This is a genomic window from Martinezella sp. CNPSo 3957 (assembly GCF_057784395.1).
Genome location: NZ_JBXSOU010000005.1, coordinates 133664 through 158150 on the forward strand (window position 1 = coordinate 133664; position 24487 = coordinate 158150).

At 60.0% G+C, this 24487-nt stretch carries 27 protein-coding genes and 1 tRNA gene; 14 read left to right on the top strand and 14 right to left on the bottom strand.

All coding sequences use genetic code 11. The annotated features are described in order from the left end of the window. Positions 1-26: 26 nt before the first annotated feature. From AC13QE_RS14380 to AC13QE_RS14400, 5 genes are all read left to right on the top strand, one after another. A tRNA-Thr gene (locus AC13QE_RS14380) sits at positions 27-102 on the top strand. A gap of 245 nt (positions 103-347) precedes the next feature. Next, on the top strand, positions 348-596 hold the full coding sequence (locus AC13QE_RS14385) for a DUF982 domain-containing protein (RefSeq protein ID WP_112607995.1): 249 nt from the start codon (positions 348-350) through the stop codon (positions 594-596). Positions 597-671: 75 nt separating this feature from the next. Beyond that, positions 672-923 carry a DUF982 domain-containing protein gene (locus AC13QE_RS14390; RefSeq protein ID WP_132715749.1) on the top strand — a complete coding sequence of 84 codons (252 nt, stop codon included), beginning with the start codon at positions 672-674 and terminating at the stop codon, positions 921-923. 361 nt (positions 924-1284) lie between these two features. Continuing rightward, positions 1285-2163, top strand: a complete 879-nt coding sequence (locus AC13QE_RS14395; protein ID WP_132715748.1) for a glycosyltransferase family 2 protein — start codon at positions 1285-1287, stop codon at positions 2161-2163. A 148-nt stretch (positions 2164-2311) separates the two neighbouring features. After that, positions 2312-2611 carry a putative quinol monooxygenase gene (locus tag AC13QE_RS14400; protein ID WP_488484178.1) on the top strand — a complete coding sequence of 100 codons (300 nt, stop codon included), beginning with the start codon at positions 2312-2314 and terminating at the stop codon, positions 2609-2611. Between the two features lie 76 nt (positions 2612-2687). Here the strand turns inward: AC13QE_RS14400 and AC13QE_RS14405 are convergent, their stop codons facing one another. From AC13QE_RS14405 to AC13QE_RS14415, 3 genes are all read right to left on the bottom strand, one after another. Then, complete coding sequence (locus tag AC13QE_RS14405) at positions 2688-3086, bottom strand: hypothetical protein (protein ID WP_132715746.1); 399 nt, start codon at positions 3084-3086, stop codon at positions 2688-2690. Positions 3087-3362: 276 nt separating this feature from the next. Continuing rightward, positions 3363-3575, bottom strand: a complete 213-nt coding sequence (locus AC13QE_RS14410) for a hypothetical protein (RefSeq protein ID WP_132715745.1) — start codon at positions 3573-3575, stop codon at positions 3363-3365. A 95-nt stretch (positions 3576-3670) separates the two neighbouring features. Beyond that, positions 3671-4897, bottom strand: coding sequence for a LysR family transcriptional regulator (locus AC13QE_RS14415; RefSeq protein ID WP_488484179.1), 1227 nt, complete (start codon positions 4895-4897; stop codon positions 3671-3673). A gap of 445 nt (positions 4898-5342) precedes the next feature. Here AC13QE_RS14415 and osmF point away from each other — a divergent pair, with 445 nt between their 5' ends. From osmF to AC13QE_RS14435, 4 genes are all read left to right on the top strand, one after another. Beyond that, on the top strand, positions 5343-6251 hold the full coding sequence (gene osmF, locus AC13QE_RS14420; RefSeq protein ID WP_132715743.1) for a glycine betaine ABC transporter substrate-binding protein OsmF: 909 nt from the start codon (positions 5343-5345) through the stop codon (positions 6249-6251). Between the two features lie 122 nt (positions 6252-6373). Further along, complete coding sequence (locus AC13QE_RS14425; RefSeq protein WP_488484180.1) at positions 6374-7540, top strand: ABC transporter permease; 1167 nt, start codon at positions 6374-6376, stop codon at positions 7538-7540. Between the two features lie 5 nt (positions 7541-7545). Continuing rightward, a complete protein-coding gene (locus tag AC13QE_RS14430; protein ID WP_488484354.1) occupies positions 7546-8484 on the top strand; it encodes an ABC transporter ATP-binding protein in 939 nt (312 codons plus the stop codon). Next, positions 8481-9236: an ABC transporter permease gene (locus AC13QE_RS14435; RefSeq protein ID WP_488484181.1), complete on the top strand. Its 756-nt coding sequence runs from the start codon at positions 8481-8483 to the stop codon at positions 9234-9236. Before AC13QE_RS14430 ends, AC13QE_RS14435 begins: the two co-directional genes overlap by 4 nt. Positions 9237-9255: 19 nt before the next feature. Here the strand turns inward: AC13QE_RS14435 and AC13QE_RS14440 are convergent, their stop codons facing one another. After that, positions 9256-9639 carry a YciI family protein gene (locus AC13QE_RS14440; protein WP_132715739.1) on the bottom strand — a complete coding sequence of 128 codons (384 nt, stop codon included), beginning with the start codon at positions 9637-9639 and terminating at the stop codon, positions 9256-9258. Positions 9640-9816: 177 nt separating this feature from the next. Between AC13QE_RS14440 and AC13QE_RS14445 the strand changes: the two genes are divergently transcribed. Further along, the gene (locus tag AC13QE_RS14445; RefSeq protein WP_488484182.1) at positions 9817-10212 is read left to right on the top strand and encodes a VOC family protein; all 396 of its coding nucleotides are present in this window, start codon (positions 9817-9819) and stop codon (positions 10210-10212) included. A gap of 58 nt (positions 10213-10270) precedes the next feature. Here the strand turns inward: AC13QE_RS14445 and AC13QE_RS14450 are convergent, their stop codons facing one another. Then, positions 10271-10663 carry a PRC-barrel domain-containing protein gene (locus AC13QE_RS14450; RefSeq protein ID WP_183713212.1) on the bottom strand — a complete coding sequence of 131 codons (393 nt, stop codon included), beginning with the start codon at positions 10661-10663 and terminating at the stop codon, positions 10271-10273. Positions 10664-11010: 347 nt separating this feature from the next. Here AC13QE_RS14450 and AC13QE_RS14455 point away from each other — a divergent pair, with 347 nt between their 5' ends. Continuing rightward, entirely contained in the window at positions 11011-12708 is a 1698-nt protein-coding gene (locus AC13QE_RS14455) for a long-chain-fatty-acid--CoA ligase (RefSeq protein WP_488484183.1), read from the top strand. 175 nt (positions 12709-12883) lie between these two features. Then, positions 12884-14509, top strand: coding sequence for a glucose-6-phosphate isomerase (gene pgi, locus AC13QE_RS14460; protein ID WP_183713215.1), 1626 nt, complete (start codon positions 12884-12886; stop codon positions 14507-14509). Positions 14510-14789: 280 nt separating this feature from the next. Here pgi and AC13QE_RS14465 read toward each other — a convergent pair whose 3' ends face one another. The 3 genes from AC13QE_RS14465 to AC13QE_RS14475 form a co-directional block, all read right to left on the bottom strand. Beyond that, positions 14790-15716 carry a carbohydrate kinase family protein gene (locus tag AC13QE_RS14465; protein ID WP_488484184.1) on the bottom strand — a complete coding sequence of 309 codons (927 nt, stop codon included), beginning with the start codon at positions 15714-15716 and terminating at the stop codon, positions 14790-14792. A gap of 76 nt (positions 15717-15792) precedes the next feature. Continuing rightward, positions 15793-16491: an orotate phosphoribosyltransferase gene (locus AC13QE_RS14470; protein ID WP_488484185.1), complete on the bottom strand. Its 699-nt coding sequence runs from the start codon at positions 16489-16491 to the stop codon at positions 15793-15795. Positions 16492-16616: 125 nt separating this feature from the next. Next, positions 16617-17267 (bottom strand): TetR/AcrR family transcriptional regulator, encoded by a 651-nt coding sequence (locus AC13QE_RS14475; protein ID WP_488484186.1) that lies wholly within the window; start codon positions 17265-17267, stop codon positions 16617-16619. A gap of 98 nt (positions 17268-17365) precedes the next feature. Here AC13QE_RS14475 and AC13QE_RS14480 point away from each other — a divergent pair, with 98 nt between their 5' ends. After that, a complete protein-coding gene (locus AC13QE_RS14480; RefSeq protein ID WP_488484187.1) occupies positions 17366-17554 on the top strand; it encodes a hypothetical protein in 189 nt (62 codons plus the stop codon). Further along, complete coding sequence (locus AC13QE_RS14485; RefSeq protein WP_488484188.1) at positions 17551-18030, top strand: anthrone oxygenase family protein; 480 nt, start codon at positions 17551-17553, stop codon at positions 18028-18030. Before AC13QE_RS14480 ends, AC13QE_RS14485 begins: the two co-directional genes overlap by 4 nt. A gap of 38 nt (positions 18031-18068) precedes the next feature. On the opposite strand, the gene AC13QE_RS14490 is transcribed toward AC13QE_RS14485, so the two are convergent. From AC13QE_RS14490 to AC13QE_RS14515, 6 genes are all read right to left on the bottom strand, one after another. After that, complete coding sequence (locus AC13QE_RS14490; protein ID WP_488484355.1) at positions 18069-19220, bottom strand: GGDEF domain-containing protein; 1152 nt, start codon at positions 19218-19220, stop codon at positions 18069-18071. Between the two features lie 194 nt (positions 19221-19414). After that, the gene (gene pyrC, locus AC13QE_RS14495) at positions 19415-20455 is read right to left on the bottom strand and encodes a dihydroorotase (RefSeq protein ID WP_488484189.1); all 1041 of its coding nucleotides are present in this window, start codon (positions 20453-20455) and stop codon (positions 19415-19417) included. A 144-nt stretch (positions 20456-20599) separates the two neighbouring features. Further along, a complete protein-coding gene (locus tag AC13QE_RS14500; RefSeq protein WP_488484190.1) occupies positions 20600-21232 on the bottom strand; it encodes a nucleoside triphosphate hydrolase in 633 nt (210 codons plus the stop codon). Beyond that, positions 21229-22038, bottom strand: a complete 810-nt coding sequence (locus tag AC13QE_RS14505; protein WP_181476231.1) for an ATP-binding cassette domain-containing protein — start codon at positions 22036-22038, stop codon at positions 21229-21231. The genes AC13QE_RS14500 and AC13QE_RS14505 overlap by 4 nt, the downstream gene beginning before the upstream one ends. Continuing rightward, the gene (locus AC13QE_RS14510; RefSeq protein ID WP_132715727.1) at positions 22014-23078 is read right to left on the bottom strand and encodes an ABC transporter permease; all 1065 of its coding nucleotides are present in this window, start codon (positions 23076-23078) and stop codon (positions 22014-22016) included. Before AC13QE_RS14510 ends, AC13QE_RS14505 begins: the two co-directional genes overlap by 25 nt. Before the next feature lie 178 nt (positions 23079-23256). Further along, entirely contained in the window at positions 23257-24282 is a 1026-nt protein-coding gene (locus tag AC13QE_RS14515; protein ID WP_112336625.1) for a sugar ABC transporter substrate-binding protein, read from the bottom strand. Positions 24283-24487 lie beyond the last annotated feature (205 nt).

Here is a 24487-nt window from a genome sequence, read left to right on the forward strand (position 1 = left end):
GGGCCGAACCGAATGCTCCGCAGAATGCCGCTTTAGCTCAGTCGGTAGAGCACATCATTCGTAATGATGGGGTCACGTGTTCGAGTCACGTAAGCGGCACCATCCATTTTTCCTGTTTGCCAGTGATGTTGAACCGCATGTTCGAACGCGGATCGAGATCGTTCGCGGCACGAGGCTGCCGCTTGCTTGGAATGAGCACGGAACTTTGTGTCCAAGCCCGATTTTCCCGCTTAGGGCCAGAGATTGATTGCGGAACGCCTAAAAGGGCGCCGGCGGATTAACAAAGTTAAATGCATCTCCAATGGCAGAAGGTCCAAAACGGCTGCGCCAAGGCGGAGTCTTCGACCATGAACATCGTGCCACACTTCCCTCCGATCCGCATCTTTCGCTGCGGATCTGGTGAAACGAAATCCGTCGGTACGGTGGAGGAAGTATGGAAGACGCTTCTCGATGACTGGCCTTCGGAGGAAGGTGACTGCTTTCTGTCGGCATTGCTTATCTGCATCGACGTCCAACGCGGCAGGCGAGCGCCGGAAGAAGCGCGCGTCGCCTTTATTGCCGCAGCGGCCGAAGCAGGAATTCCCTTGTTGTCGTGAGGGTGCGGATTCGCCCGGCGTGCCTCCGGGAACATTCCGGCCAACGGCACGTTGATCGCGGAAGGAGAAACTTCCATGGCGCAATGGTGGAGCAAACCCGTAATCGTCGAGACCCGCAAGACGGGCGACCGGCTGGTGATATCGAATGCGGAACGCGCCACGGAATACATGGCGAAGGAGTGGCCGACGCTTGAGGACGGACAAGCCTACAGGGTCGCCAGAAAAGCGCTGTTGGATGCACATGAGGGCAAGCTTGATGCCGAGAAAGCCAGAGAGGCTTTCATCGCGGCTTTGCAGGAAGGCGACATATTCATCTTCGACGATTGAGCTTATCGATTCCATGATCCGCGCCTTTAAAACCCACGTGAGCAACTGCCAAGCCGACGATGTCGGCCGATGCGGTCATTTCTCATCCGGCAACGAACGGCGCGGCGACCTGTTTCAGAACCGTAGATGCTGCAAGTTTCGGCATTCATGGCTTGTGTCACGCATTCGAGCCGATCACGAATGCCGACCTACGAGACGGATGCGCTCGTTCGAAACGCTCCGTCGACAGATGTAGCGGACCGGCCGCTGATAATGAAACGCCTTTCGCGCGCGATCCGTTGAATGCACGCGATTAACACAACCAAACATTCAGCTTTTGGTGGTTCCGTGCGCCTCGAGATCATATTCTGGGGGGTGCATCATGAAAATTGCCGTTGGCGTGGCGACATGCGGTCGCAAGGCGATCCTCGCCTCAATGATCGACAGGCTCGCGACACAGGCCCGCAAGCCGGATCACCTCTTCCTCTGCCCGACCAAGGATGACGATATCGACATGGCGCGCTTGAGCTCAGCGCCGTTTCCGGTGACGATCCTCTCCTCGCCACAGGGAAGCTGCCCGCAGCGCAATGCCATCATCGATGCAGCTGTCGGCATAGATGTCGTCGTCTTCTTCGATGACGATTTCTTCCCGGCAACGAACTATCTTGCCGAGACGGAAGCCCTATTCGAGGCGGATGAAGATATTGTCGTGGCGACTGGCGAAGTCGTTCGTGACGGTATCCTTGGCCCAGGCCTGACGGCGGACGAAGCGGATGCCGCACTCGCAGCCGATGCCACTCCCTTTCCAGCACCGACGATCGAGGCCACGCATAACGCTTACGGCTGCAACATGATCTTCCGCCGAAAAGCGATGCTGGCAAATGGTATCTATTTCGACGAGGATCTGCCGCTCTACGCCTGGCAGGAAGATGTCGATCTGTGCCGGCGGCTGCGTCCTTTCGGCAAGATCGTCAAGTTCAATCGCCTGCGTGGCGTCCATCTCGGCGTCAAGACCGGCCGCACATCGGGCCTGCGCCTTGGGTACTCCCAGGTCGCCAATCCGCTCTATCTCGTCAGGAAGCGCTCGGTATCGCTGAAATGGGCGCTAAAGCTGATGGGCGGCAATATCGCCTCGAATGTCGTTGGCTCGGTCAGCCCACCGCCTTATATCGACCGGCGCGGTCGCCTGCAGGGCAATCTCCTTGCAGTCAGCCACCTCCTGAGCGGATCGCTTGATCCGAAATACATCAATCGGATGTAAACCTGCCGGAAGCGGCGGGATTCGAAGCGCGATTAAAATGGACGTTCGGCATTCGGCTCCCGTCTTTCCGTGATAATGGTGAACCGGCCGCGCATTCGGCAGCGTCCGCTCGTTTCATTCGTATAGCTATCTTGCCAAGGACATGTCCATGATTCACGTACTCGCCATCCTTACCGCCCATCCCGGCAAGCGCGCCGAAGTGCTTAAAGCCTTCCAGGCGAATGTTCCGGCCGTTCACGCCGAAGACGGCTGCATCGAATATACCGCCGTTGTGGATGTCGAAGGGGCCGATCCAGCTTTTGGGCCTGACACCTTCGTCGTGGTCGAGAAATGGGAGAGCCTGGCGGCGCTGAAGGCGCATGCCGCCTCCGCGCATATGGCCGCCTACGGCGAGACGGTGAAGCATTTGATGGCCGATCGCGCCGTTCACGTCCTGAACCCGGCGTGAACCAACACTGCCGGACAGCTTATAAACTCATCCTGACACGGCGCCGAAAGGCGCCGTTCTGCTATCGGACAGACCCTCAGTTATGCGAGAAATGCGGCTCGCTATAATAGCGCCAATGGCCGCCGCCGCCATGCCATCCGTGATGACCGCCGGCATACCAGCCATGATGGTATCCGCGCCCGCCATACCAACCGTGGTGATGGTGATAGCCACCATAGCCCCCGAAAACGCCGAATACGCCCAAGGGATAGTAGGGCTGGTAATAGCCGTAATAGGGTCGGTCATAGCCATAATAAGGCGCGTAATAGCCGTAATATGGGCGATAGTAGTGATGGCGGTAATAGTAGTGGTGATGATAATACCGATGGACGAACACCCGATGGTGGTGTCCATGATGATGAGGACGCGCTTCGGCATAGGTTGCCGGCAACACGACCATACCTAGCGCAATCAGCGCTGTTGCCAGAATTTTCATTTCCAGCCTCCTTGAATGCCGGACGTAAACGCTACTCGGATTACTTGCGTCCTCCGGACGATATAATAAACGCAATAGCGCCTTCGAAAGTTCCGCTATCCCTTGAGGAGCAGGCGTTTTCGCGACATCGCCATCGGACCCGCCTGATCACGATCGCAGGCTCATCGGCCGGTGCGCTTCAACCGATATTAGCAGGCCGGAAGAAGAAGGACGCAATTGGCCAGTGGCCAAAAAAACGGCGCCCGAAGGCGCCGCTTTGATGCCTGTCCGTAGCGGTCAGGCATGCGAGAAATGCGGCTTGCTGTGCCAGCGATGATGGCCGTGGCCATGCCGCCAGCCTTCATGGCGATGCCAGCCATGATGATGAGGGCGATAGTCGCGATGATGGTGCTGATGCCAGCGGTGATGGTGATGATCACGCGCCTCGGCATAGGTAGCGGGCAGAACAATAATGCCGAATGCGACAAGCGCCGTTGCAAGAATTTTCATGTATGGTTTCTCCTTGGGTGCCGAACGCGCCCCCCGGCTGCGTACGCCCGGACTAACCTAACCGACCTAAACGCGAAGATGCCGCATTTGTTCCGCTAGCCGCGGGATGACGAGCGCTTTCGTGTCGTCCCCATCTCTCCAACCAGTTCGCGAACCGCCTGCTGGATCAGCCGGCACGCTTCAATCGAGGCTTTACGGCCATTATGGGCGAGGTGATAGGACAGCGGCAAAATCTCATCGGGATCGACGATGCGGACCTTGTCGGCGATCGGAAGCGCGCTGACGCGGCCGAGGAACGACACATAGCCGTGATTGGCGACGAGATCGACGATGACGGGCAGGGAATCGGCCGAGGTGATGTCGCGGCCGCGAAACCGGCGGCGGTCGCGGCTGTCGTAACCGAAGGCCGTCGCGGCATTGCCGATGCCGGTGCGCGGGCTCGGCACGCAGAGCGGATGGTTTTCCATGAGCGCGGCGAAGGTCTGCTCCGTGCTGTCGGGCGGGGCGATCGCCACCATGTCCGTGGCGACCAGTTCCACATGTTCGAAGGCGTCGAGGCCGAAGACGGAATCGACGATGGCGACATCGATGCGGCCGGACCGAAGCGCCTCGCGCAGATCATCGGCTGTCATCAGCAACAGCGACAGCATGTTGCTGTTACCGCCGATGTTCCAGCGCGATACCAGGCTCGCCAGCGAGCGCGCCACCCAGCTTTCCGAGCCTGTGGGAATGATCGAGCCGATGCGGACCGCGCGCGCAGTGCGCTGAAAGCGCTCGTCCGCCGCCGCTTTCATCTCGTCCCAGGCCTGCGCAATGGCGGAGAGGATAGCATGAACCTCCTGTCCGGCCTCCGTCAGCACGGAACCCTGCGCCTGCCGGGCGAACAGGCGGCAGCCGAACAGTTCCTCCAGATTGGCAATCTGCAAAGAGAGTTGCGGCTGACCCAATCTAAGGCGGCGGGCGGCGCGATTGATGCTGCCCTGATCGGCAACCTCAAGGAAGCGTTCGATGGTGGCGATCTTCAGCGGCAGGCGTGCGGCCCATTGGTCGTAGTCCTTTGGAGCCGGCGGTTCCTTCATCAGGGTCGAAAGCTGGCGCATGCCGGCGAGAATAGGCTGCAGCCCTTTCTGAACCTTGGAACTCGCCAGAAGGGTCGCAAGCTCACCGGAGGCACGCTCGACAAGCTTCATGGCAAGCTCCGTTTCGAGCCGGCGCAGGGCACCGGAGACGGTCGATGCCGAAAAAGATAGCCGCCGCGCGGTCTCCCTCACCGAGCCGACGGAGAACACCATGTCGGCTATGAACAATGCGCCGAGATACAAATCAGATCCCTCTCAGCCGCGGCGCGTATCCTGGCTCGACCGCAGCAATATCAACGATATCCCGACAATATGACGTGTTCTCAAAAAAAGATATCCCTAAGCCGAAAAGCGACAGCTATCGTTTCTTTGTCGCCCCACTGATCCAGCCGCAAAATGAGATCGGAACAGCGCCAAACGGGTAAGGGGAACAAAAACAAACGCACTTGCCCCCGAAAAAAGAAATCCAATTTCGCGCGAATGTCGAGTACGCTCGTCATAATCGCGCGACTGCAACGGGTATCGGAAGCGCATCGACTTTTCCGCGATGAGCGCTAGCTGCCTGAAGTAGCCATAAATTCGCTTGTGGGCCGCCGGCCCGCTCCAAGCCTGCCTGCCCGGACTGCGGCCCTTCAAGGCGCCGCGGGCAAGCAGCAAAACGATTTAACGGGGTACAAAGGGAAACATCATGTTCAAGAAGCTTGCACTTGCCGCCACGCTGACGGCCCTCCTTGCCAGCGGCGCCAGCGCCGCCGACGTCGTCGTCTCCTCGAAGATCGACACCGAAGGCACGCTGCTCGGCAACATCATCCTCGCGGCGCTCAACGCCAACGGCATCAAGGCGCAGGATCGCATCGCGCTCGGCACGACGCCGGTCGTACGCAAGGCGCTCACAGCAGGCGAGATCGACATCTATGCCGAATATACCGGCAATGCCGGCTTCTTCTTCAACAAGGCCGACGATGCCGCCTGGAAGAACCTGCAGCAGGGCTATGATCTGGCCAAGAAGCTCGATTATGACGCCAACAAAATCGTCTGGTTGACACCGTCGCCTGCCAACAACACCTGGGCGATCGCCGTGCGCAACGATGTCGCCGGCCCAGCCAAGCTGAAGACCATGTCGGACTTCGGCAAGTGGGTCGCCGGCGGCGGCCCGATCAAGATCGCGGCTTCTTCGGAGTTCGTCAATTCGCCGGCGGCCCTGCCTGCCTTCGAAACCACCTACAGCTTCAAGCTGAAGCCGGATCAGGAAGTCGTGCTTTCTGGCGGCGATACTGCGGCGACCATCAAAGCTGCGGCCGACCAGACCAACGGCGTTAACACCGCGATGGTCTACGGTACCGACGGCGCCATCGAAGCCGCCGAACTGACTGTCCTTGAGGACGACAAGAGCGTGCAGCCGGTCTATGCGCCGACGCCGATCATCCGTGAGGCCGTGCTGAAGGCCAATCCGAAGATCGAAGAAGTTTTGGCGCCGATCTTCAAGGGCCTGACTGCTGACGTGCTGCGCAAGCTCAACGGCCGCATCCAGGTCGATGGCGAGCCGGCGAAGGCTGTTGCCGAATCCTACCTCAAGGACAATGGCTTTCTGAAGTAAGGCATTGACGCTGCTCTGGCGGCTTCATTTTTGATAGAGTGAAGCCGCCGGGTTTCGATTGGGCATGATCTTGTCCGAACCCGCCTTGAATTCTGGGCTCATGCGCTGACGGAGCTTGCCTGATGGAAGATGCGCTAGCGGTCCGCAGAGTGGACCGTCTCGGAGTGGTATTGGTGGCCGGCGGCGGGCTGGCAATGGCCTGGATGCCATTCATCATCGTCAAGGCAAACCGCATCGCCGCGGGCAAGCCACAACTGCTGACGCAGCTCATTGCCCAGCCGACAGCGCTGATGCTGATCGCCCTTCTCGCTGCCGCGGCGCTTGCCGCGCTTTTCCTTCGCAATCAGGTGATCCGTCTTGGCATAGCCACGCTTGCGATCACTGCGCTGATCGTCACGCTCGGCCTCGTCTCGACCGTCGCAACCCCCGCAGGCAGCACTGTGGCACGAATTACGCCCGGCGGATCCTTCTGGGTGCTGCTTGGGGTCGTCGGGTTGATGATTTCGGACGCGCTGGTCAAGCTGCGGCTAACGCCTTGGCTGCGGGTGGCAGCGCTTGCTGTTTATGCCGCGCTGCTTGCCGTCGTCCTGCGCTCCGGCCTGCTGGACAATCTTTCGATCATGAAGGAATACGCCAACAACGCCGACAAGTTCTGGCATGAAGCGCTGCGTCACGTCTTTCTTTCCCTCGGCTCCGTCGCCATCGCCATCGTGCTTGCGCTGCCGCTCGGTATCTTTTGCTACTGGCAGCCGCGCCTCCGCGCCGTGGTGCTGCGGGCGTTGAGCCTGGTGCAGACCATTCCGAGCCTGGCGCTGTTCGGCATCCTCATGCTGCCGCTCGGCTATATCGCCGCCCATGTGCCCTTCGCCGCTGCTATCGGCATTCAGGGTATCGGCGTGGCGCCGGCGCTGGTGGCGCTTATCATCTATTCGCTGCTGCCGATCGTTGCCAATACCGTCGTCGGTCTTGCCGGCGTCGATCCCTCAGTGCGCGATTCCGCTGCCGGCATGGGGCTGACGCGCCGGCAGATCCTGACCGGCATCGACCTGCCGCTTGCCTTTCCGGTCATCCTCACCGGCATACGGATCGTGCTGGTGCAGGCGATCGGGCTGGTGACGGTCGCAGCCCTCATCGGCGGCGGCGGCTTCGGCCTCTTCATCTTCCAGGGTATCGGCCAGACGGCGAACGACCTCGTTCTGCTCGGCGCCGTGCCGACGGTCTTTCTCGCCTTCTCATCGGCCGTCATCCTCGATGCGGTCATCGACAGCATCCGGGGACAACGCGCATGACCAACATGATCGAGCTCAAGGGCGTCACCAAGCGTTATGGCAACGCCACCGTGGTCGACGATGTCAGCATGAGCATGGAGAAGGGCACGATCACCGTCATCGTCGGCACCTCCGGCTCCGGCAAATCGACGCTGATGCGCATGATCAACCGGCTGGTGCCGATATCGGCCGGCCACATCTCCGTTGCTGGCGAGGATATCATGAATGTGCCGGCGACCGAGCTTCGCCGCCGCATCGGCTATGCCATCCAGGGGCACGGGCTTTTTCCGCATCGCACGGTCGCGCAGAATATCGCCACCGTCCCCGAGCTGCTCGGCTGGGAGAAGACGCGCATCGACAGCCGTGTTGAAGAGCTCCTCAACCTCTTCCATCTCGACCCCAGCACCTTTGCAGGCAAATATCCGAGCCAGCTTTCCGGTGGCCAGCAGCAACGCGTCGGCGTCGCCCGCGCGCTTGCGGCCGAACCGGAATTGCTGTTGATGGACGAGCCCTTCGGCGCGCTCGATCCGGTCATCCGCGGCAAGGCACAGGACGACCTGCTGGCCATTCAGAAGCAGTTCGGCACGACCATCGTCCTCGTCACCCATGATATGGACGAAGCCTTTCATCTCGGCGACAAGATCGCGGTCATGAGCGGCGGCAAGCTCTTACAATGCTCAGAGCCCGAGAAGATCCTGACAGAGCCGGCCGATCCCTTCGTGCAGCAGTTGACCGGCACCTCCGATCGCGCCTTGAAGCTGATGTCGCTGCTGCCGCTGAAGGACAGCATGCAGCCGCCGCGGCCTGGCCTCGGGCACCGCCTGCCGGAGACCCTCAATCTGCGCGACGCATTGGCGGAATTGATCTGGCAGGGCGCGGACGAGGCGACGGTCGAAGACGAGCGCAAGGTGCCCGTCGGCTCGATCTCGATCCAGCACCTGATCGAGCTGGGCCGCAAAGCATGAGATTTCTGGCCGCCAATCTCTTTCGCGTCCTGGCCCTGGCCTTGCTGCTAGTCATGCTGTTCCGTCCGGAATGGCTGATGCCCGTGCTTGCGCCGCTGACCAAATTCGGAGCGTCGCCGATCTATACGCAGAACAGCCTGCCGAGCCTGGCGCTCAGCCATCTCGAGCTGATCCTTGTCTCGATCGCCGCGAGCGGCATTCTGGCGGTGCTCGGCGGTATCTTCGTCACGCGGCCGATCGGCGCCGATTTCCTGCCGCTGTCGCGGGCGATCGCCAATGCCGGCCAGACCTTCCCGCCCGTTGCCGTGCTGGCACTTGCCATCTCGACCACCGGCTTCGGCGCCGTCCCGACATTCATCGCGCTGTTTCTCTATGCGCTGCTGCCGATTTTCGAAAACACCGTCGCGGGCCTGCAACAGGTGCCGGCCTCCGTGCTCGATGCCGCCGACGGCATGGGCATGAACGGCTGGCAGCGCCTCTTCCGCGTTGAGCTGCCGCTCGCCCTGCCCCTCATCATCGAGGGGCTGAAGATCGCAACCGTTATCAATATCGGCACGGCGACGATCGGCTCCACCGTTGCCGCCAAGGGACTGGGCGAGGTCATCATTGCAGGGCTCATCAACGACAACACCGCCTTCATCCTGCAGGGTGGCCTGATTGTCGGCCTGATGGCGGTGCTGATCTATGACGGCATGGAGATGATCGAACGGTCGGTCACGAGCAAGATCGGCCTCCAATCCCACGGAGATTGAGGGCGATCACAGCCTGCCCTCAATTGCCTTCGCCTGACCGCAGGGATGCGCCGGGCAGATAGAGCGAAATCGGTCTGACTTCATAAACGGCGGTCGGATTGACGCGGCGCAATTCACGCGCTGCCTCGATTGCCCCTTCAATCGTTGGAAAATCGACGACGTAGAAACCGAGCAACTGCTCCTTCGTTTCCGCAAACGGCCCATCGATCACCATTCCCGCGCCTGGCCCCCGCAAGGTAACGGCGTTTTGGGTCGATCCGAGACGCGCGGCCGGTCCCAGCGATTTCTGCGCGACCAGGCGGTCATTGATCTCCAAAAGCTCCGTCATGAGCGCGGCATCCTCCTCCTTGCTCCAGGATTCGACGATACCTTCCTCGTGATAGGCCAGAATGGCGTAGTACATAGTTTCTCCCCCTTGAACCGCATAGTTGAGCGCCGGGAGTTAAGCAGACCGATCGCAATCCGGAAACCCTGGATCTATACTCGACTGGAGATATGGCGAGTTTCCCCATGCTTGCCTTCACCGGCTGCCGATGGCATTGGCTGCAATGACATGCCCTGACGATTTATGGAGACGCCGATGGCCAAGATGATCCACTCGATGATCCGCGTGCTCGACGAAGCGCGCTCGATCGAATTCTACGACAAGGCTTTCGGCCTCAAGGTTGCCGACCGCATTGCCTTCCAGACCTTCACCCTGGTCTATCTGAGCAATGCCGAGACCGGATTCGAACTGGAATTGACCGTTAACCAGGGCCGCATCGAGCCTTATGCGCAAGGGGATGCCTATGGCCACCTTGCAGTCTCCGTTGCGGAATTGGAGGACGAGCATGCACGCATGACCCAGCTCGGGCTCACCCCGGGCAACATCATCGAGCTCAATCGTGATGGGAAGCTTTTTGCATTGCTGTTCTTCGTCACCGACCCCGATGGTTACAAGATCGAGGTCGTGCAAAGGCTTGGGCGGTTCAAATAGCCCAAACAAGGCGCCGGCCCCGCCTCGGCGGGGCATTCCGGCAGTTCCGCCAGCGCGTTCACATCCAATAGGGAGGCACACCAAAATAATCGTGGCCCTTGTGGCCATGATTCTTATGGTCGTGATCGTCCTTGGCAGCGAAGCGGCACGCCTTTTCGATGTCGTTCTTGGTCATGCTGACGCGATAACCGTCAATGCGGGCATCGTAGCGCAGCTTCTCCCACGGCAGCCGGTAGTGCTCCTGGCCGATGCCGAAGAAACCGCCGAAGCTCAGAATGACGAAAGCGATGCGTCCATCACTTTTTTCCATCATCAGCCGCTCGATATGACCAATCTGCTTGCCGTCCGAGCCGTATACCCTGGACCCTTCGACGCGGTCGCAGGCGACCAGCATCGACATGTCCTTGATGTAAAGGTCACGACCCGAGAAATCGGCACTCTCTTTATGCATATGCGCACCTCCTTTTGGATACGCGTCACATAAACCATGGAGCGTCCGATCTGCTCTTTGAGGCAGCACGATGCTCCGATGGGTCTAAGCCCATGGCGCTATTAACGCTCCGTTGTCATAAAAGTTCCAGTACTTTTTTCAGGATTGTAAAAAAACGTGAGCACGCAACAAATATTGACGTTTACGTCAAGGTTATTGTAGCTTTCGTGATGCTCCAATGATTTAATTGAGAGCAACACTACGGCGATGTGAAAAGCGGGAGACTTTTTGATCGTCCAATGACACTCTGCATAGCCGCCGCATATGACGGCCGGGCGTGGTGATGGTGCGTAGAGGAGGAAATGCGCATGAATTCAGTCTCCGCTCCTTCGGATAAACCGCAGGTCAAGAAAATATGGCTCGCGTCTTACCCGGATATCGTACCGGCGGAGCTGCCGCCGCTGGAGCATGCCTCGCTCGCCGAACTGCTGGAGGAAAGCTGCGCGCGCTATGCCGACAGACCCGCCTTTACCAGCATGGGCAAATCCATCACCTATCGCGATCTCGACCTGCAGACGCGCAAGATCGCCGCCTGGCTGCAGAGCCTCGGCCTGCAGAAGGGCGATCGCGTTGCCGTCATGATGCCGAACGTGCTGCAAAACCCGATCGCGGTTTACGGCATCCTTCGCGCAGGGCTCGTCGTCGTCAACGTCAACCCGCTCTACACGCCGCGCGAGCTCGAGCACCAGTTGCGCGATTGCGGCGCCAAGGCGATTTTCGTTCTGGAAAACTTCGCCCATACGGTCGAGCAGGTTCTGGCCCATACGGATGTGCGCCATGTGGTCGTCACCGCGCTCGGCGACATGCTGGGCGTCAAGGGCCACATCGTCAACCTGATCGTCCGCAAGGTGAAGAAGCTCGTGCCGGCCTGGTCCATTCCCGGCCATCGCAGTTTCAAGAGCGTGATCGCCGAGGGCTCGCGTCTGCCCCTGAAGCTATCGGAACTGACCGGCAGCGACATTGCCTTCCTGCAATATACCGGCGGCACGACCGGCGTTGCCAAGGGCGCGATCCTCACGCATTCCAATCTGCTCGCCAACCAGCTGCAATTGCTGCTCTGGCTGCAATCCGCCTATATCAATAAGCCGCGACCGGAACAGCTGACCTTCGTCTGCGCCCTGCCGCTCTATCATATCTTTGCGCTGACGGTGAATTCACTGATGGGCATGTCGCTCGGCGGCCACAATGTGCTGATTGCCAATCCGCGCGACATACCCGCCTTCATCAAGGAACTCGGCAAATACAAGTTCGACATGTTCCCCGGCCTGAACACGCTGTTCAACGCGCTGATGAACAATCCGGAGTTCAGCAAGCTCGACCTGTCCAATACGGCAACGCTTGCCGGCGGCATGGCGGTGCAGCGGCCCGTCGCCGAACGGTGGCAGAAGATGACCGGCGCCTGGATCACCGAAGGCTATGGCCTTTCCGAGACGTCGCCGGTCGCAAGCGCCAATCGTTTCGACAGCCCGGAATTCACCGGCACGATCGGTCTGCCGATCACGGGCACCGATTTCGACATTCGCGACGAGAACGGCAATTCACTGCCGCTCGGCGAAGTCGGCGAAATCTGCATCCGTGGACCCCAGGTCATGGCAGGCTATTGGAAGCAGCCGGCCGAAACCGCCCGCGTCATGACGGAGGACGGCTTCTTCCGCAGCGGCGACATGGGCTTCATGGACGAGCGCGGCTACACCAAGATCGTCGATCGCAAGAAGGACATGATCCTGGTCTCGGGCTTCAACGTCTATCCGAACGAGATCGAGGAAGTCGCCGTCATGCATCCGGGCGTTCTGGAGGCAGCTGCGATCGGCGTGACCGATCCGCATTCCGGCGAGGCGGTGAAGCTCTTCATCGTCAAGAAGGACCCGGCTTTGACCGAGGCCGACGTCAAGGCTCACTGCGCTGAAAATCTTACCAATTACAAACGCCCGCGCTTCATCGAGTTCCGCACCGAACTGCCGAAATCGAATGTCGGCAAGATCCTGCGCAAGGAGTTGCGCGGCTGACATGATTCCATGTCATTCAGGAAGCCGCTCGTGCTTGTTTCACGAGCGGCTTTTTTCGTTTTGGGCGATAGGTGAACTTGATTTACGCCCTACATAGGGAATAGTTTTCGCGACCAAACTCAAAGCGCTTGGCCCGGTTTTGAAGGCCAGCAGCGCGAACCGCAAGGAGCCTCCCATGAACGCCCTCGTCGATCAACTGAAGAGCACCGCATCGGCAACGAAGGCCACGGATATTCGCGCAGCCTTCGCCGCCGATCCGAAACGCTTTTCCCGCTTCAGCGCCTCGTTCGACGACCTGCTGATGGATTACTCCAAGACAGCTGTTAACGACGATATCCTCGCCCTTCTCGAGAAGCTCGCAGCCGAGGGCGGCGTCGCCGCCAAGCGCGAGGAAATGTTCTCCGGCGTCGCCATCAATTTCACTGAAAACCGCGCCGTGCTGCACACCGCGCTGCGCAACCGCTCGAACAAGCCGGTGCTGGTCGACGGCAAGGATGTCATGCCTGACGTCAATGCGGTTCTGGCCGCCATGGGCAAGTTTGCCGATGGCATCCGCTCGGGCGCGCTGAAGGGCTCGACGGGCAAGGCGATCACCGATGTTATCAATATCGGCATCGGCGGCTCCGATCTCGGCCCGGTCATGGCGACACTGGCGCTCGCCCCCTTCCATGACGGCCCGCGCTCGCATTTCATCTCCAACATCGACGGCGCCCATATCGCCGATATCCTGAAGCTCGTTAAGCCGGAAACGACGCTCTTCATCGTCGCTTCGAAGACCTTCACGACCATCGAGACGATGACGAACGCTCAGACGGCGCGCAAGTTCATCGCCGATGCGCTCGGCGAAGCTGCCGTACAGCATCACTTCGCGGCCGTTTCGACGGCGCTCGACAAGGTCGCCGCCTTCGGCATCGACAGCGAGCGCGTCTTCGGCTTCTGGGATTGGGTCGGTGGCCGCTACTCGATCTGGTCTGCCATCGGCCTGCCGCTGATGATCGCGATCGGCCCGGAAAATTTCGGCAAGTTCCTCGATGGCGCGCATGCGATGGACAACCATTTCCGCCAGGCTCCCTTCAAGGAAAACCTGCCGATGCTGCTCGGCCTCATCGGCTTTTATCACCGCAACGTGCTCGGCTATCCGACGCGCGCGATCCTGCCCTATGATCAGCGCCTGTCACGCTTCCCGGCCTACCTGCAGCAGCTGGACATGGAATCGAACGGCAAGGGCGTTACCATCGACGGCACCCCGGTCGAGGGCAATTCCGGTCCCGTCGTCTGGGGCGAGCCCGGCACCAACGGCCAGCACGCCTTCTATCAGCTCATCCACCAGGGCACGAGCATCATCCCGGCCGAGTTTATGATCGCCGCCAACGGCTTCGAGCCGGAGCTGCGCCACCAGCACGACCTACTGATGGCCAATTGCCTGGCGCAGTCGGAAGCACTGATGAAGGGCCGCACCTTCGAGGAAGCCAAGGCTCAGCTCACCTCCAAAGGCATGGACGACAAAAAGGCCGATTTCATCGCGCCGCACCGCGTCTTCACCGGTAACCGCCCGTCGATCACCTTCGTCTATGACAAGCTGACGCCCTTTGCGCTCGGTCGCCTGATCGCGCTCTACGAACACCGCGTCTTCGTCGAAGGCGTGCTCTTCCGCATCAACTCCTTCGACCAGTGGGGTGTCGAACTCGGCAAGGAACTGGCAACGGGTCTGCTTCCGGTTATCGAAGGCAAGGAAAGTGCTGCCGGCCACGATTCTTCGACGCAAGGGCTGGTGGCTGCGTTGGCAAGCCGCGCGAAGTAAGGTTTGGGCGATGGGGTGGATTTTGTTCTGCCCTATCCCATCCCTCTGAATGCGGGGTGAGATACCCCCCTCTGTCACTATCGTGACATCTCCCCCACATGGGGCAGATTGGTGGTTTGGCACGTTCTCGCACCAAACAAATCTCGAAGTTTCTGAGAGAATTTCATCCCGTCACAGAATGTGCGGCAAACTCCCAATGATCTCCCCCCATGTGGGGGAGATGTCCCGATAGGGACAGAGGGGGGTACGGCCTCTCCGCACTCTCAAGGCCGATGAAGGATTACAGCCCGATCTCATGCGCCCAGGGTGGATTGGCTCCGGCGCGGGAGACCGTGACGGCCGCAGCCTTCGCGCCCAGAGCCAGCGCATCCTGCAGCGCCTTTTCGTTCAGCGAAGCCACCTGCGCCTTGGTCAAAAGGTTGTTCATCTTCAGCGACGCCAGAATGCCGGCATCGAAGGTATCGCCGGCACCCACGGTATCGACAACGGTGACGCGCTCGCTTGGCACCGAGACTTTCAGCGACTTGGTGTAGCCGGTTGCGCCTTCCGCACCCTTGGTGATGACGACGAGCTTGGCGCCCTGGTTAAGCCAATGGGCGGCCAGCTCATCGTGATTCCCAGCAATGCCGAACCATTCCAGATCCTCATCGGAGAATTTGAGAATGTCGGACATGGCAGCCATCCGGCTGATGCGGCCCATATGGGCTACCTTGTCCTTGATGAAGCCCGGGCGGATGTTCGGGTCGAGCGAGATGACCCGGCTCTGATGCTCGCGCTTCATCAGCGCCTCGTAGGTTCCGCCACACGGATCGGGGATCAGGCTGATCGCGCCGAAGTGCAGCGCTTCGCAATCATCGCCGAGCGTCGGGAGATCCGCTTCGGTGATCATGCGGCCAGCCGTGCCTTCGTCATAGAAGGCATAGGTCGCCTGACCGTTGACGAGTTTGACGAAGGCGATCGTGCTCGGCCGGGGTGTGATGGCGCAATAGCTGAAATCGACCTTGGACGCCGAGAGCGTGTCGCGCAGGATTTCGCCCATCATGTCATCGGCGATGCCGGTGAAAAAGCCCGTGGGAATGCCGAGGCGACCGAGCGCGATCGCGGTGTTGAAGATCGCACCGCCGGCATAGGGGGCAAAGCCCTTTTCACCCAGCGTCGTATCCCGCGGCAGCATGTCGATCAAAGCTTCGCCACAGCACAAAATCATTCCGGCCTCCCAAAGAGCGCGTCCATCGTGTCCATTACATAAATCGATTAGATAGATTCAATGCAAAAGCAAAGCGTCAGTTTGTGGGCAGCTCCGAAATGCCGCCATTCCAGCCGGACCAGGCGAGCGGCGCATTGAGAAAGGCCTCGACTTCCTCGAGCGTCTTGTCGTCGAACAGCTTCTGCTCCTTGGCGACGGCGAGCACTTCGCGCCACGTCGTGATGTATTGCAGGCTGACTTTCCGGTTGGCAAAGCGTTCGACCGCCCCGGGGAAGATGCCGTAATAGAACAGCGCCATGCCATGATCGACAATGCCGCCGGCTGCACGGATCGCGTCGATGAAGGTGAACATGCTGCCGCCGGCCGTCGTCAGATCCTCGATGACGAGCACGCGTGCGCCGTCCTTCATATCGCCTTCGATCTGGGCGTTGCGACCATGACCCTTCGGCTGCTTGCGCACATAGATCATCGGCAGGTTCAGGCGCTCGGCCAGGAAGGCGGCGAAGGGAATGCCCGCCGTCTCGCCGCCGGCGACGCAATCGAACTGCTCGAAACCGACGTTGCGCACGATGATGCTGGCTGCAAAATCCATGACCGTCGAGCGGATGCGCGGATAGGAGATCAGCTTTCGGCAATCGATATAGACCGGGCTCGCCATGCCGGACGCAAATTTGTAGGGCTTGTCGGCATTGAAGTGGACCGCCTTGATCTCCCAAAGCATCCTGGCCATCAGCTCGGCCATGACAGTGCGATCGGTGAATATCATCTGGGTCATGCAAGGCCTCCTTGGCGAGCGCTAATGTTCCAGCGGCAATAGCAGCAAGCGGGCCGAGTTTCCAGACATATGAAAGCTTTTGCGGATATCCCCTCGCTTGCCGTCTGCAGGGCGACCGGAAGCAATCAGCGCAGTGCTCCAAGATCGGCAGGGAGCATGGCCTTGAACAGCGCGATGACCTTGTCGCCTTCCTCCCGTTCGATCGAAATCGCATAGCGCACCGCAGCCGCGACAAGCTGCATAGTCAATCGGGCTGTTCTTGCAAGTTCGGAGTCGTCGCGCTCCGGCCATAGGCGTTTTAGGACGGTCAGAAACGCCTGCGAGTGCCATTCCATATCCTCGGCATCGACCTGCTGCAGCAGTTTGTCGGCATGGGTCGCGTGCCAGATGTCGCGCATGACAGGCTCTTCCAGAAACATGGCGTAGTAGCCATCGACGATGCGGCCGAGAGCGGGCTGCAGATGATCGCGGCTTTGGATCGCCACCAGTTCGTCTTCGACGCATTGCCGGCCCTGCTCGTTGAAGCGCTCGGCCAGCACGCGGATGATCGCCGTCTTGTCGGGGAAATATTGGTAGAGCGAGCCGAAGGAAACACCCGCCTTTTCGACGATCTCACCCATGCGCAACGCATCGCTGCCGTTTTTCGCAATCAGCTCGGATGCCACAGAAAGGATCAGATCCACGCGTTCGCGACCGCGTTGCTGACTGGGTATGCGCCGCGGCGTCCCCGCCTCGTCCTTGCTGCGCCTGCGTCTCGCTATCGGTTCCCGTGCCATTCCATTCCCTGCCCATCACTGTTGACAAGCAATATAAGAGAGTTTATCACATTTGCAAATGAGAGAATTTATCACATTTTATGCTGGAGGAGCTTGAAATGCAGATCTCGACAATTGCCGTCATCGGCGGATTGGGAAAAATCGGCGACCGCGTCGTCGAGCGTCTCGACGGCCGCAACTCGCCTGTCACGAACGGCATCGGCCGGATCCTCTGCAGGCAGCCGAAAGATTTTTTCGATTATGCCCGACAAACCGCCGCAACCGGCATCCGGAGTGCTCAGTCATGACCTTTCCGATCACGAATATCGCTCTCATCATCGCCGCGCTCAGCAGCGGGCTTCTCGCCGGCGTCTATTTCGCCTTCTCGACGTTCATCATGCAGGCTTTCGCCCGCCTCCCCGTCGATCAGGGGATTGCCGCGATGCAATCGATCAACACGACGATCGTGCGCTCGCCCTTCATCGTGCTGTTCCTGCTGACGGCAGCGCTCTCGATCCTCATCGCAGTGATGGCCATCCTTTACTGGCGAGGCGGCACCAGCGTTCTGATGCTGACGGGTGCAGCGCTCTATATCGTCGCGAGCTTTCTTTCGACCATGGTCTTCAATGTGCCTCTGAACGACGCACTCGATAAAGTGGACAGCCATTCCGCTGAGTCGGTGCAGCTATGGTCCACCTATATTGGCGACTGGACGCGCTGGAACCATGTGCGCACGGTCGCCTCGCTACTGGCCGCATGCGCCTTCGTAAAGGCCCTGTTCTGACAGCCTGTGACGAGAGACGGTCACCCGAAAACGACCGGCTAGACAGCCCGCAGATAGGCCGCGACCTCCACACGGTTGCGGCCGTTTCGTTTTGCCTCATAAAGCGCCTTGTCGGCGGCGCGAAGCACATCATCGAAACCGAGCCCTTTGGCGGTACCGGTCGCGATACCGGCACTGACGGTGCAGGCGAAAGATTTGCCTTCGATGCTAATCGCGTGTGCTGCAAAGGCATCACGCACCCGCTCTGCGACCTGCTCCGCGCGACCCGGCAGCGCGTTGTCGAGAACAAGCGCAAATTCCTCGCCTCCCAGACGCGCCACCGTGTCGGAAGGCCGCAAACCGAAGGCGAGTTCCTGGCCGAAAAGCTTGAGCACGAGATCGCCGGCGGCATGGCCGTGCTGATCGTTGATCGCCTTGAAACGGTCGATGTCAAAGATGATGACGGCCATCGAAGGGCCGAAGGACCGGCGGCCATAAAGATCGAACAGCGCGCGGCGATTAAGCAGTCCGGTCAGGGCGTCGGTGATCGCCTCCTGACGATGAAATGCGGCTTGGCGCCACTGGTGCAAAGCAAGGGACAGTGCCCCGATCCCGGTCATTCCGGCGATGCAGACGGCGAGGCTGACATCCTCCGCCCAGTTGTCCGGCGCATGACCGAGTACGAGCTTGCCATCGGCGATCAGCACGGCCGCGCATAAGGCAAAGGAAATGGCCGTCAGCGTGTAAAGCGCCGTAATGCCATAGAGCGGCGTCGGTGCCTCGCGCCGGCTGAGCCAATATTCGCGCGCCGTCAGAAGCAGAAGCACGCAGATGACAAGGTTATCGGCGATGAACGCCAGCCCGTCGTAGCCGGCAAGCATCGGTCCGATCGATGCTGACATGCCCGGCAAGCAACCGAGGGCAAAGCGGATCCTGGAAAGGCGACCCGTGCGAAACTGATAACCGGCCACCCAGATCGTCGTGAAGCCAAGGAAGAACAAGACGAACGTCAAAATGGCAAAAATCGGCTTGGGATGGTCAACATAGGCGCCGTAGACGAAGATGCCACCGACGATAGGCACAAGGCCGGCAGAACACGTCAGCAGGAAGGTGTCGGGCCGGCGCGAAAACCAGCTTCCGACCAACGTGACCGCAAGGCATGATGCGGAAACACCGAGGGCGAGAAGCAGGGAATTGTAATCGACCAGCATCATGCTCTTTCGACGGTTGGACTTCTACCGCAGGGTGTGTCGTCGGCACACTAGGCCTTCAGGCGTATCCAATTAGTTACGGCAAATAATAAAGAAAATATATTTCAACAAAATATACGTTTCATATTGCGGCAAACACCAACTGGTTGCCGCAATATCACTTCTATATTTTAATTTACTTATGTACGACCCGTCTAAATCTCGACATCCCAATGCAATGGGAACATCGGGTCGAAAACGGTGACCGGGCCGGCTCCGGTCTCGATCTTGGCAGGGAAAGTCACGGCCTCAGCCCGGCGTACCAGGGTGATGCTATCCTCGTTGACGGGCAGGCCATACCAGGCCGGGCCGTTCAGCGACGCAAAAGCCTCAAGCCTGTCCAATGCACCTTCCTGCTCGAAGACATGGGCAAGGCAGCTCATGGTGTTGATCGACGTATAGATGCCGGCGCAGCCGCAGGCGCATTCCTTCAGCGGATCGACATGCGGAGCCGAATCCGTGCCGAGGAAGAACCGGGCATCGCCGCTGGTTGCGGCCGCACGCAAGGCAAGACGATGGTTTTCGCGCTTGGCGACCGGCAGGCAGTAATAATGCGGGCGAATACCGCCGACCAGAATGGCATTGCGGTTGATGATCAGGTGATGCGTCGTGATCGAACCGGCGAGGTTTGCCTTTGCCGATTTGATGTAGTCGACCCCGTCCGCGGTGGTCACATGCTCCATCGTGACCTTCAGTTCAGGCAGGCGTTGGCGCAACGGATCAAGCACGGTCTCGATGAACACGGCCTCGCGATCGAAAATATCCACCTCGGGCGTCGTGACCTCGCCATGAACACAGAGCGGCAGGCCTATCTTCGCCATGCGCTCCAGCACCGGCATTGCCTTGTTCAGATCGCGCACGCCGCCATGCGAGTTGGTCGTCGCACCCGCCGGATAGAGTTTGACGGCTGATATAAGGCCGCTCTTCTTGCCTTCTTCGACGTCGTCGGGATTGGTGTGTTCGGTGAGATAAAGCGTCATCAGCGGTTCGAACCGATCGCCCGCCGGCAGCGCTTTCAGGATGCGCTCGCGATAGGCGGTCGCATCCGCCGTGGTCACGACCGGCGGCACGAGATTGGGCATGATGATGGCGCGGGCGAAATGCCTGGAGGTATCGGCTATTACGCCTTCCAGCATGGCTCCGTCCCGCAAATGCAGATGCCAGTCGTCAGGACGGCGGATGGTGAGCTTTTGCATGGGCGCGACCTCTGGAAATGTGAGCGCGATCCTACCCGAAAGCTGCTTCAGCCTTTTCGGGATCGCACTTTCTGCTATCGCGCTTCGATAGCATCATCCGCCCTCGCAAAACAATCCGCGACGGCGGTTAAATGATGGGCGAAGTCAATCCTGAACGATATCTATGGTGACGTCCGCGCGGCGCCGGTTCTCGAGGATGAGCCGGCCATTCGGCAGATCGTTGCCATAAACCTTGGCCCGGGCGGCTTCTTCATCGAGATCGTAGCCCCTCCAGCGCGCCCAAAGCCGCTCTTCCAGCACTTCCATCGGCGGCGCGAGCATGATCGAATAGTCGAACATGCCTTCCAGCTCCGCCCATTTGCCCTGGTTGAACAGCAGATAATTGCCCTCGATGACGATGAAGCGATGATCTGCCGAGACGATGCGGGCCGAGGCGATTGCAATCTCTCGCGAGCGGTCGAAGACCGGCACGAGGACCTCCTGATCGGCGGCGCGCACGGCCTTGACGATATCGAGAAAGGCGCGCACGTCGAAACTATCAGGCACGCCCTTCCGCTTTAAGAGTCCCTTCTCGATGAGGACGGCGTTATCCATGTGGAAGCCGTCCATGGGCAGGACTTCGGCGCTTTCGCCCCTCGCCTTCAACGCCTTAGCGACATTATCGGCCAGGGTGGATTTGCCGGCACCAGGCGGGCCGGCAATCGCGACCAGAAAGCGTTTCGCGTTGCCGGCGCGTGCGATAATCTCGCCGGCAACATCGTCAAGAGAAGCACTCATGCAGCGACGTTCTCGACCGGCGGAGCCTTGGCGCCGGTCATGAAGGCAACCGCGTCGGACATGGTGTATTCCTTCGGATTGATGACGGTCAGGCGTCGTCCAAGGCGATGGATATGGATACGGTCCGCAACCTCGAAGACGTGCGGCATATTGTGCGAGATCAGAACGATCGGCAAGCCGCGCGCACGGACATCGAGGATGAGTTCAAGGACCTTGCGGCTTTCCTTGACGCCTAGGGCTGCCGTCGGCTCGTCCATGATGACGACCTTGGAACCGAAGGCGGCGGCGCGTGCCACGGCAACGCCCTGGCGCTGACCGCCGGAGAGCGTTTCCACCGCCTGGTTGATGTTCTGGATCGTCATCAGGCCGAGCTCGCTGAGCTTGTCGCGGGCGCGCTTTTCCATGGCCGGCCGGTCGAGCATGCGGAAGACGGAACCGAGGAAACCGGGCTTGCGGATCTCGCGACCGAGGAACATGTTGTCGGCGATCGAGAGCGCCGGCGACAGCGCCAGGTTCTGGTAGACCGTTTCGATGCCGGCATCGCGCGCTTCCATCGGCGACCTGAAATGAACAGGTTTGCCTTCCAGCTTGATCTCGCCTTCATCGGGTGTCACCGCGCCGGAAATCGCCTTGATCAGCGAGGATTTTCCGGCGCCGTTGTCACCGATGACCGCAAGGATTTCGCCGGGATAGAGATCGAAATCAGCGTTGTCGAGCGCGGTGACGCGTCCATAGCGCTTGACGAGACCGCGGGCAGTGAGGATGGGTTCGACGGTCGTGGTCATGCCGATACCTTTCTGATCCATTGATCGATCGCGACGGCGCCGATGATGAGCACGCCGGTCAGAAGCACCTTCCACTGCGGATCGGCGCCGAGCATGTTGAGGCCCATGGAGACGACGCCGACGATCATGGCGCCAAAGAGCGTGCCGAGGATCGAGCCGCGACCGCCGAAGAGCGAGATGCCGCCGATCACGGTTGCGGTAATCGCCTGAAGATTGAAGTCCGTCACGGCCGAAGACGGTGAGACAGAGCCGTTGCGGCCGATCGAAACCCAGGCGGCAAAGGCCGCGATCAGTCCCGAAACGCCATAGACGGCAAGCAGTACCTTCTTGGTCTGGATGCCCGACAATTTCGCCGCTTCCGGATCATCGCCGACAGCATAGACATGCCGGCCCCAGGCAGTGTGATTGAGAATATACCATAGGCCCAGCACCAGCAGCACCATGGCGATGACGCCGAGGGTCAGCACCGCGCCGCCAAGCCGGAAGCTGATCGCGAAGAGATGCAGGAGCGGCGCCTTTTCATCGACATCGGTGTCGCGGATGGTTTCATTGGCGGAATAGATGAAGTTCGTCGCCATGACGATGTTCCAGGTGCCGAGCGTCACGATGAACGGCGGCAGCTTCATGTTGGCGACGAGGAAACCGTTGAGCAACCCGCAGATGCCGCCAGCGGCCATGCCGGCGATGATGGCGACCGGCGCCGGCAGGCCGTAAGTGACGGCGACGTTGCCCATGACGACGGAGGAAATGACCATGATCACACCGATCGAAAGATCGATGCCGGCGGTCAGGATGACCAGCGTCTGGGCAGCACCGAGAATGCCGACGATCGCGATCTGCTGCAGGATCAGTGTCAGCGTATAGGCGGAAAAGAACCGCCCACCGATCGCGATGCCGAAGATCACGATCGCCATTACCAATACGATCAACGGCACGGCGGCCGGCGTCGAATGCAGAAAGTGCTGCACGCGCTTGAGAAAAGAGACATCGTGCTGCTCGAACGACGCGACGTTCTTGTCGCTGCCGTCGAGAACACGTTCGAATTCCTGTGCTCCGGACATAATTATTCCTCCGCCACCGCGCACATGCGCGGAAACCGCCGGCTGTTAAAGGGCCCGCCGAGGGGATGAACCCCGGCCGACGTGACTGTTGCGATGGTCTGCTCCCTTATAAGGAGAGCCGCGCCAGCAGGCGCATGACGCGGCTCCCGAAGGGATTATATCACATTTCGCGAGGGGCTTAGCCCCAGCACTTTGCCGTGCCTTCCTTGGTGTCGATCGACTTCAGGCCGGAAACCGGCTTGTCGGTGACCAGGGAGACGCCGGTGTCGAAGAAGGACTTGCCTTCGGTCGGCTTCGGCTTCTCGCCGCTATCGGCGAACTTCTTGATCGCCTCGACGCCGAGGGCGGCCATCATCAGCGGATACTGCTGCGACGTAGCGCCGATCACGCCTTCCTTGACGGATTTGACGCCCGGGCAACCGCCGTCAACAGACACGATCAGAACCTGCTTTTCCAAGCCGACGGCCTTCAGGGCCTGATAGGCGCCGACAGCGGCCGGTTCGTTGATCGTGTGGATGACGTTGATGCTGGAGTCCTTCTGCAGGAGGTTTTCCATGGCCTTGCGGCCACCTTCCTCGTTGCCGTTGGTGACATCATGGCCGACGATGCGCGGATCGGTTTCGTCGCCGATCTTGTTCGGATCCTTCGGGTCGATGCCGAAGCCGATCATGAAGCCCTGGTCGCGCAGGACGTCGACGGAAGGCTGCGACGGCGTCAGGTCGAGGAAGCCGATCTTGGCATCCTTGGCCTTGTCGCCCAGCGTCTTGTTGGCCCATTCGCCGATCAGCTTGCCGGCAAGAAGGTTGTCGGTGGCGAAGGTCGCGTCGGCGGCGTCAGCCGGTTCCAGAGGCGTATCGAGGGCAATGACCAGCAGGCCGGCATCGCGTGCCTTCTTGACGGAGGAAACGATGCCCTTCGTGTCGGAAGCGGTGATCAGAATACCCTTGGCGCCGCTAGCGATGCAGCTTTCGATCGCGGCAACCTGGCTTTCGCTGTCGCCATCGATCTTGCCGGCATAAGACTTCAGCGTGACGCCGAGTTCCTTGGCCTTGGCGGTGGCGCCTTCCTTCATCTTGACGAAGAAGGGATTGGTATCGGTCTTGGTGATGAGGCAGGCGGATACGCCGGCGGCCTTGGCCGGAGCGGCAAATGCAACGCCGAGCGCCAAGGCGGCAACGGCTGCGGAAATAACGGATTTCTTCATTCAATCCTCCCGATGTTTAAAAGCCGGACCCTCCGGCCGTCGCGGGCTCACTTCGAACCCGGTTAAAGATGCGTCAAGCCTGTCGGATTGTTTTCGGTGGACCTCCTCCAAGGCTATGCGCGCATCCTCGACAGTCCGTATCAGAGCGTAAAGAAATCCGCCTGTCAATAAATAAATCCGATTGAATTATTAATTCGATGTGGCA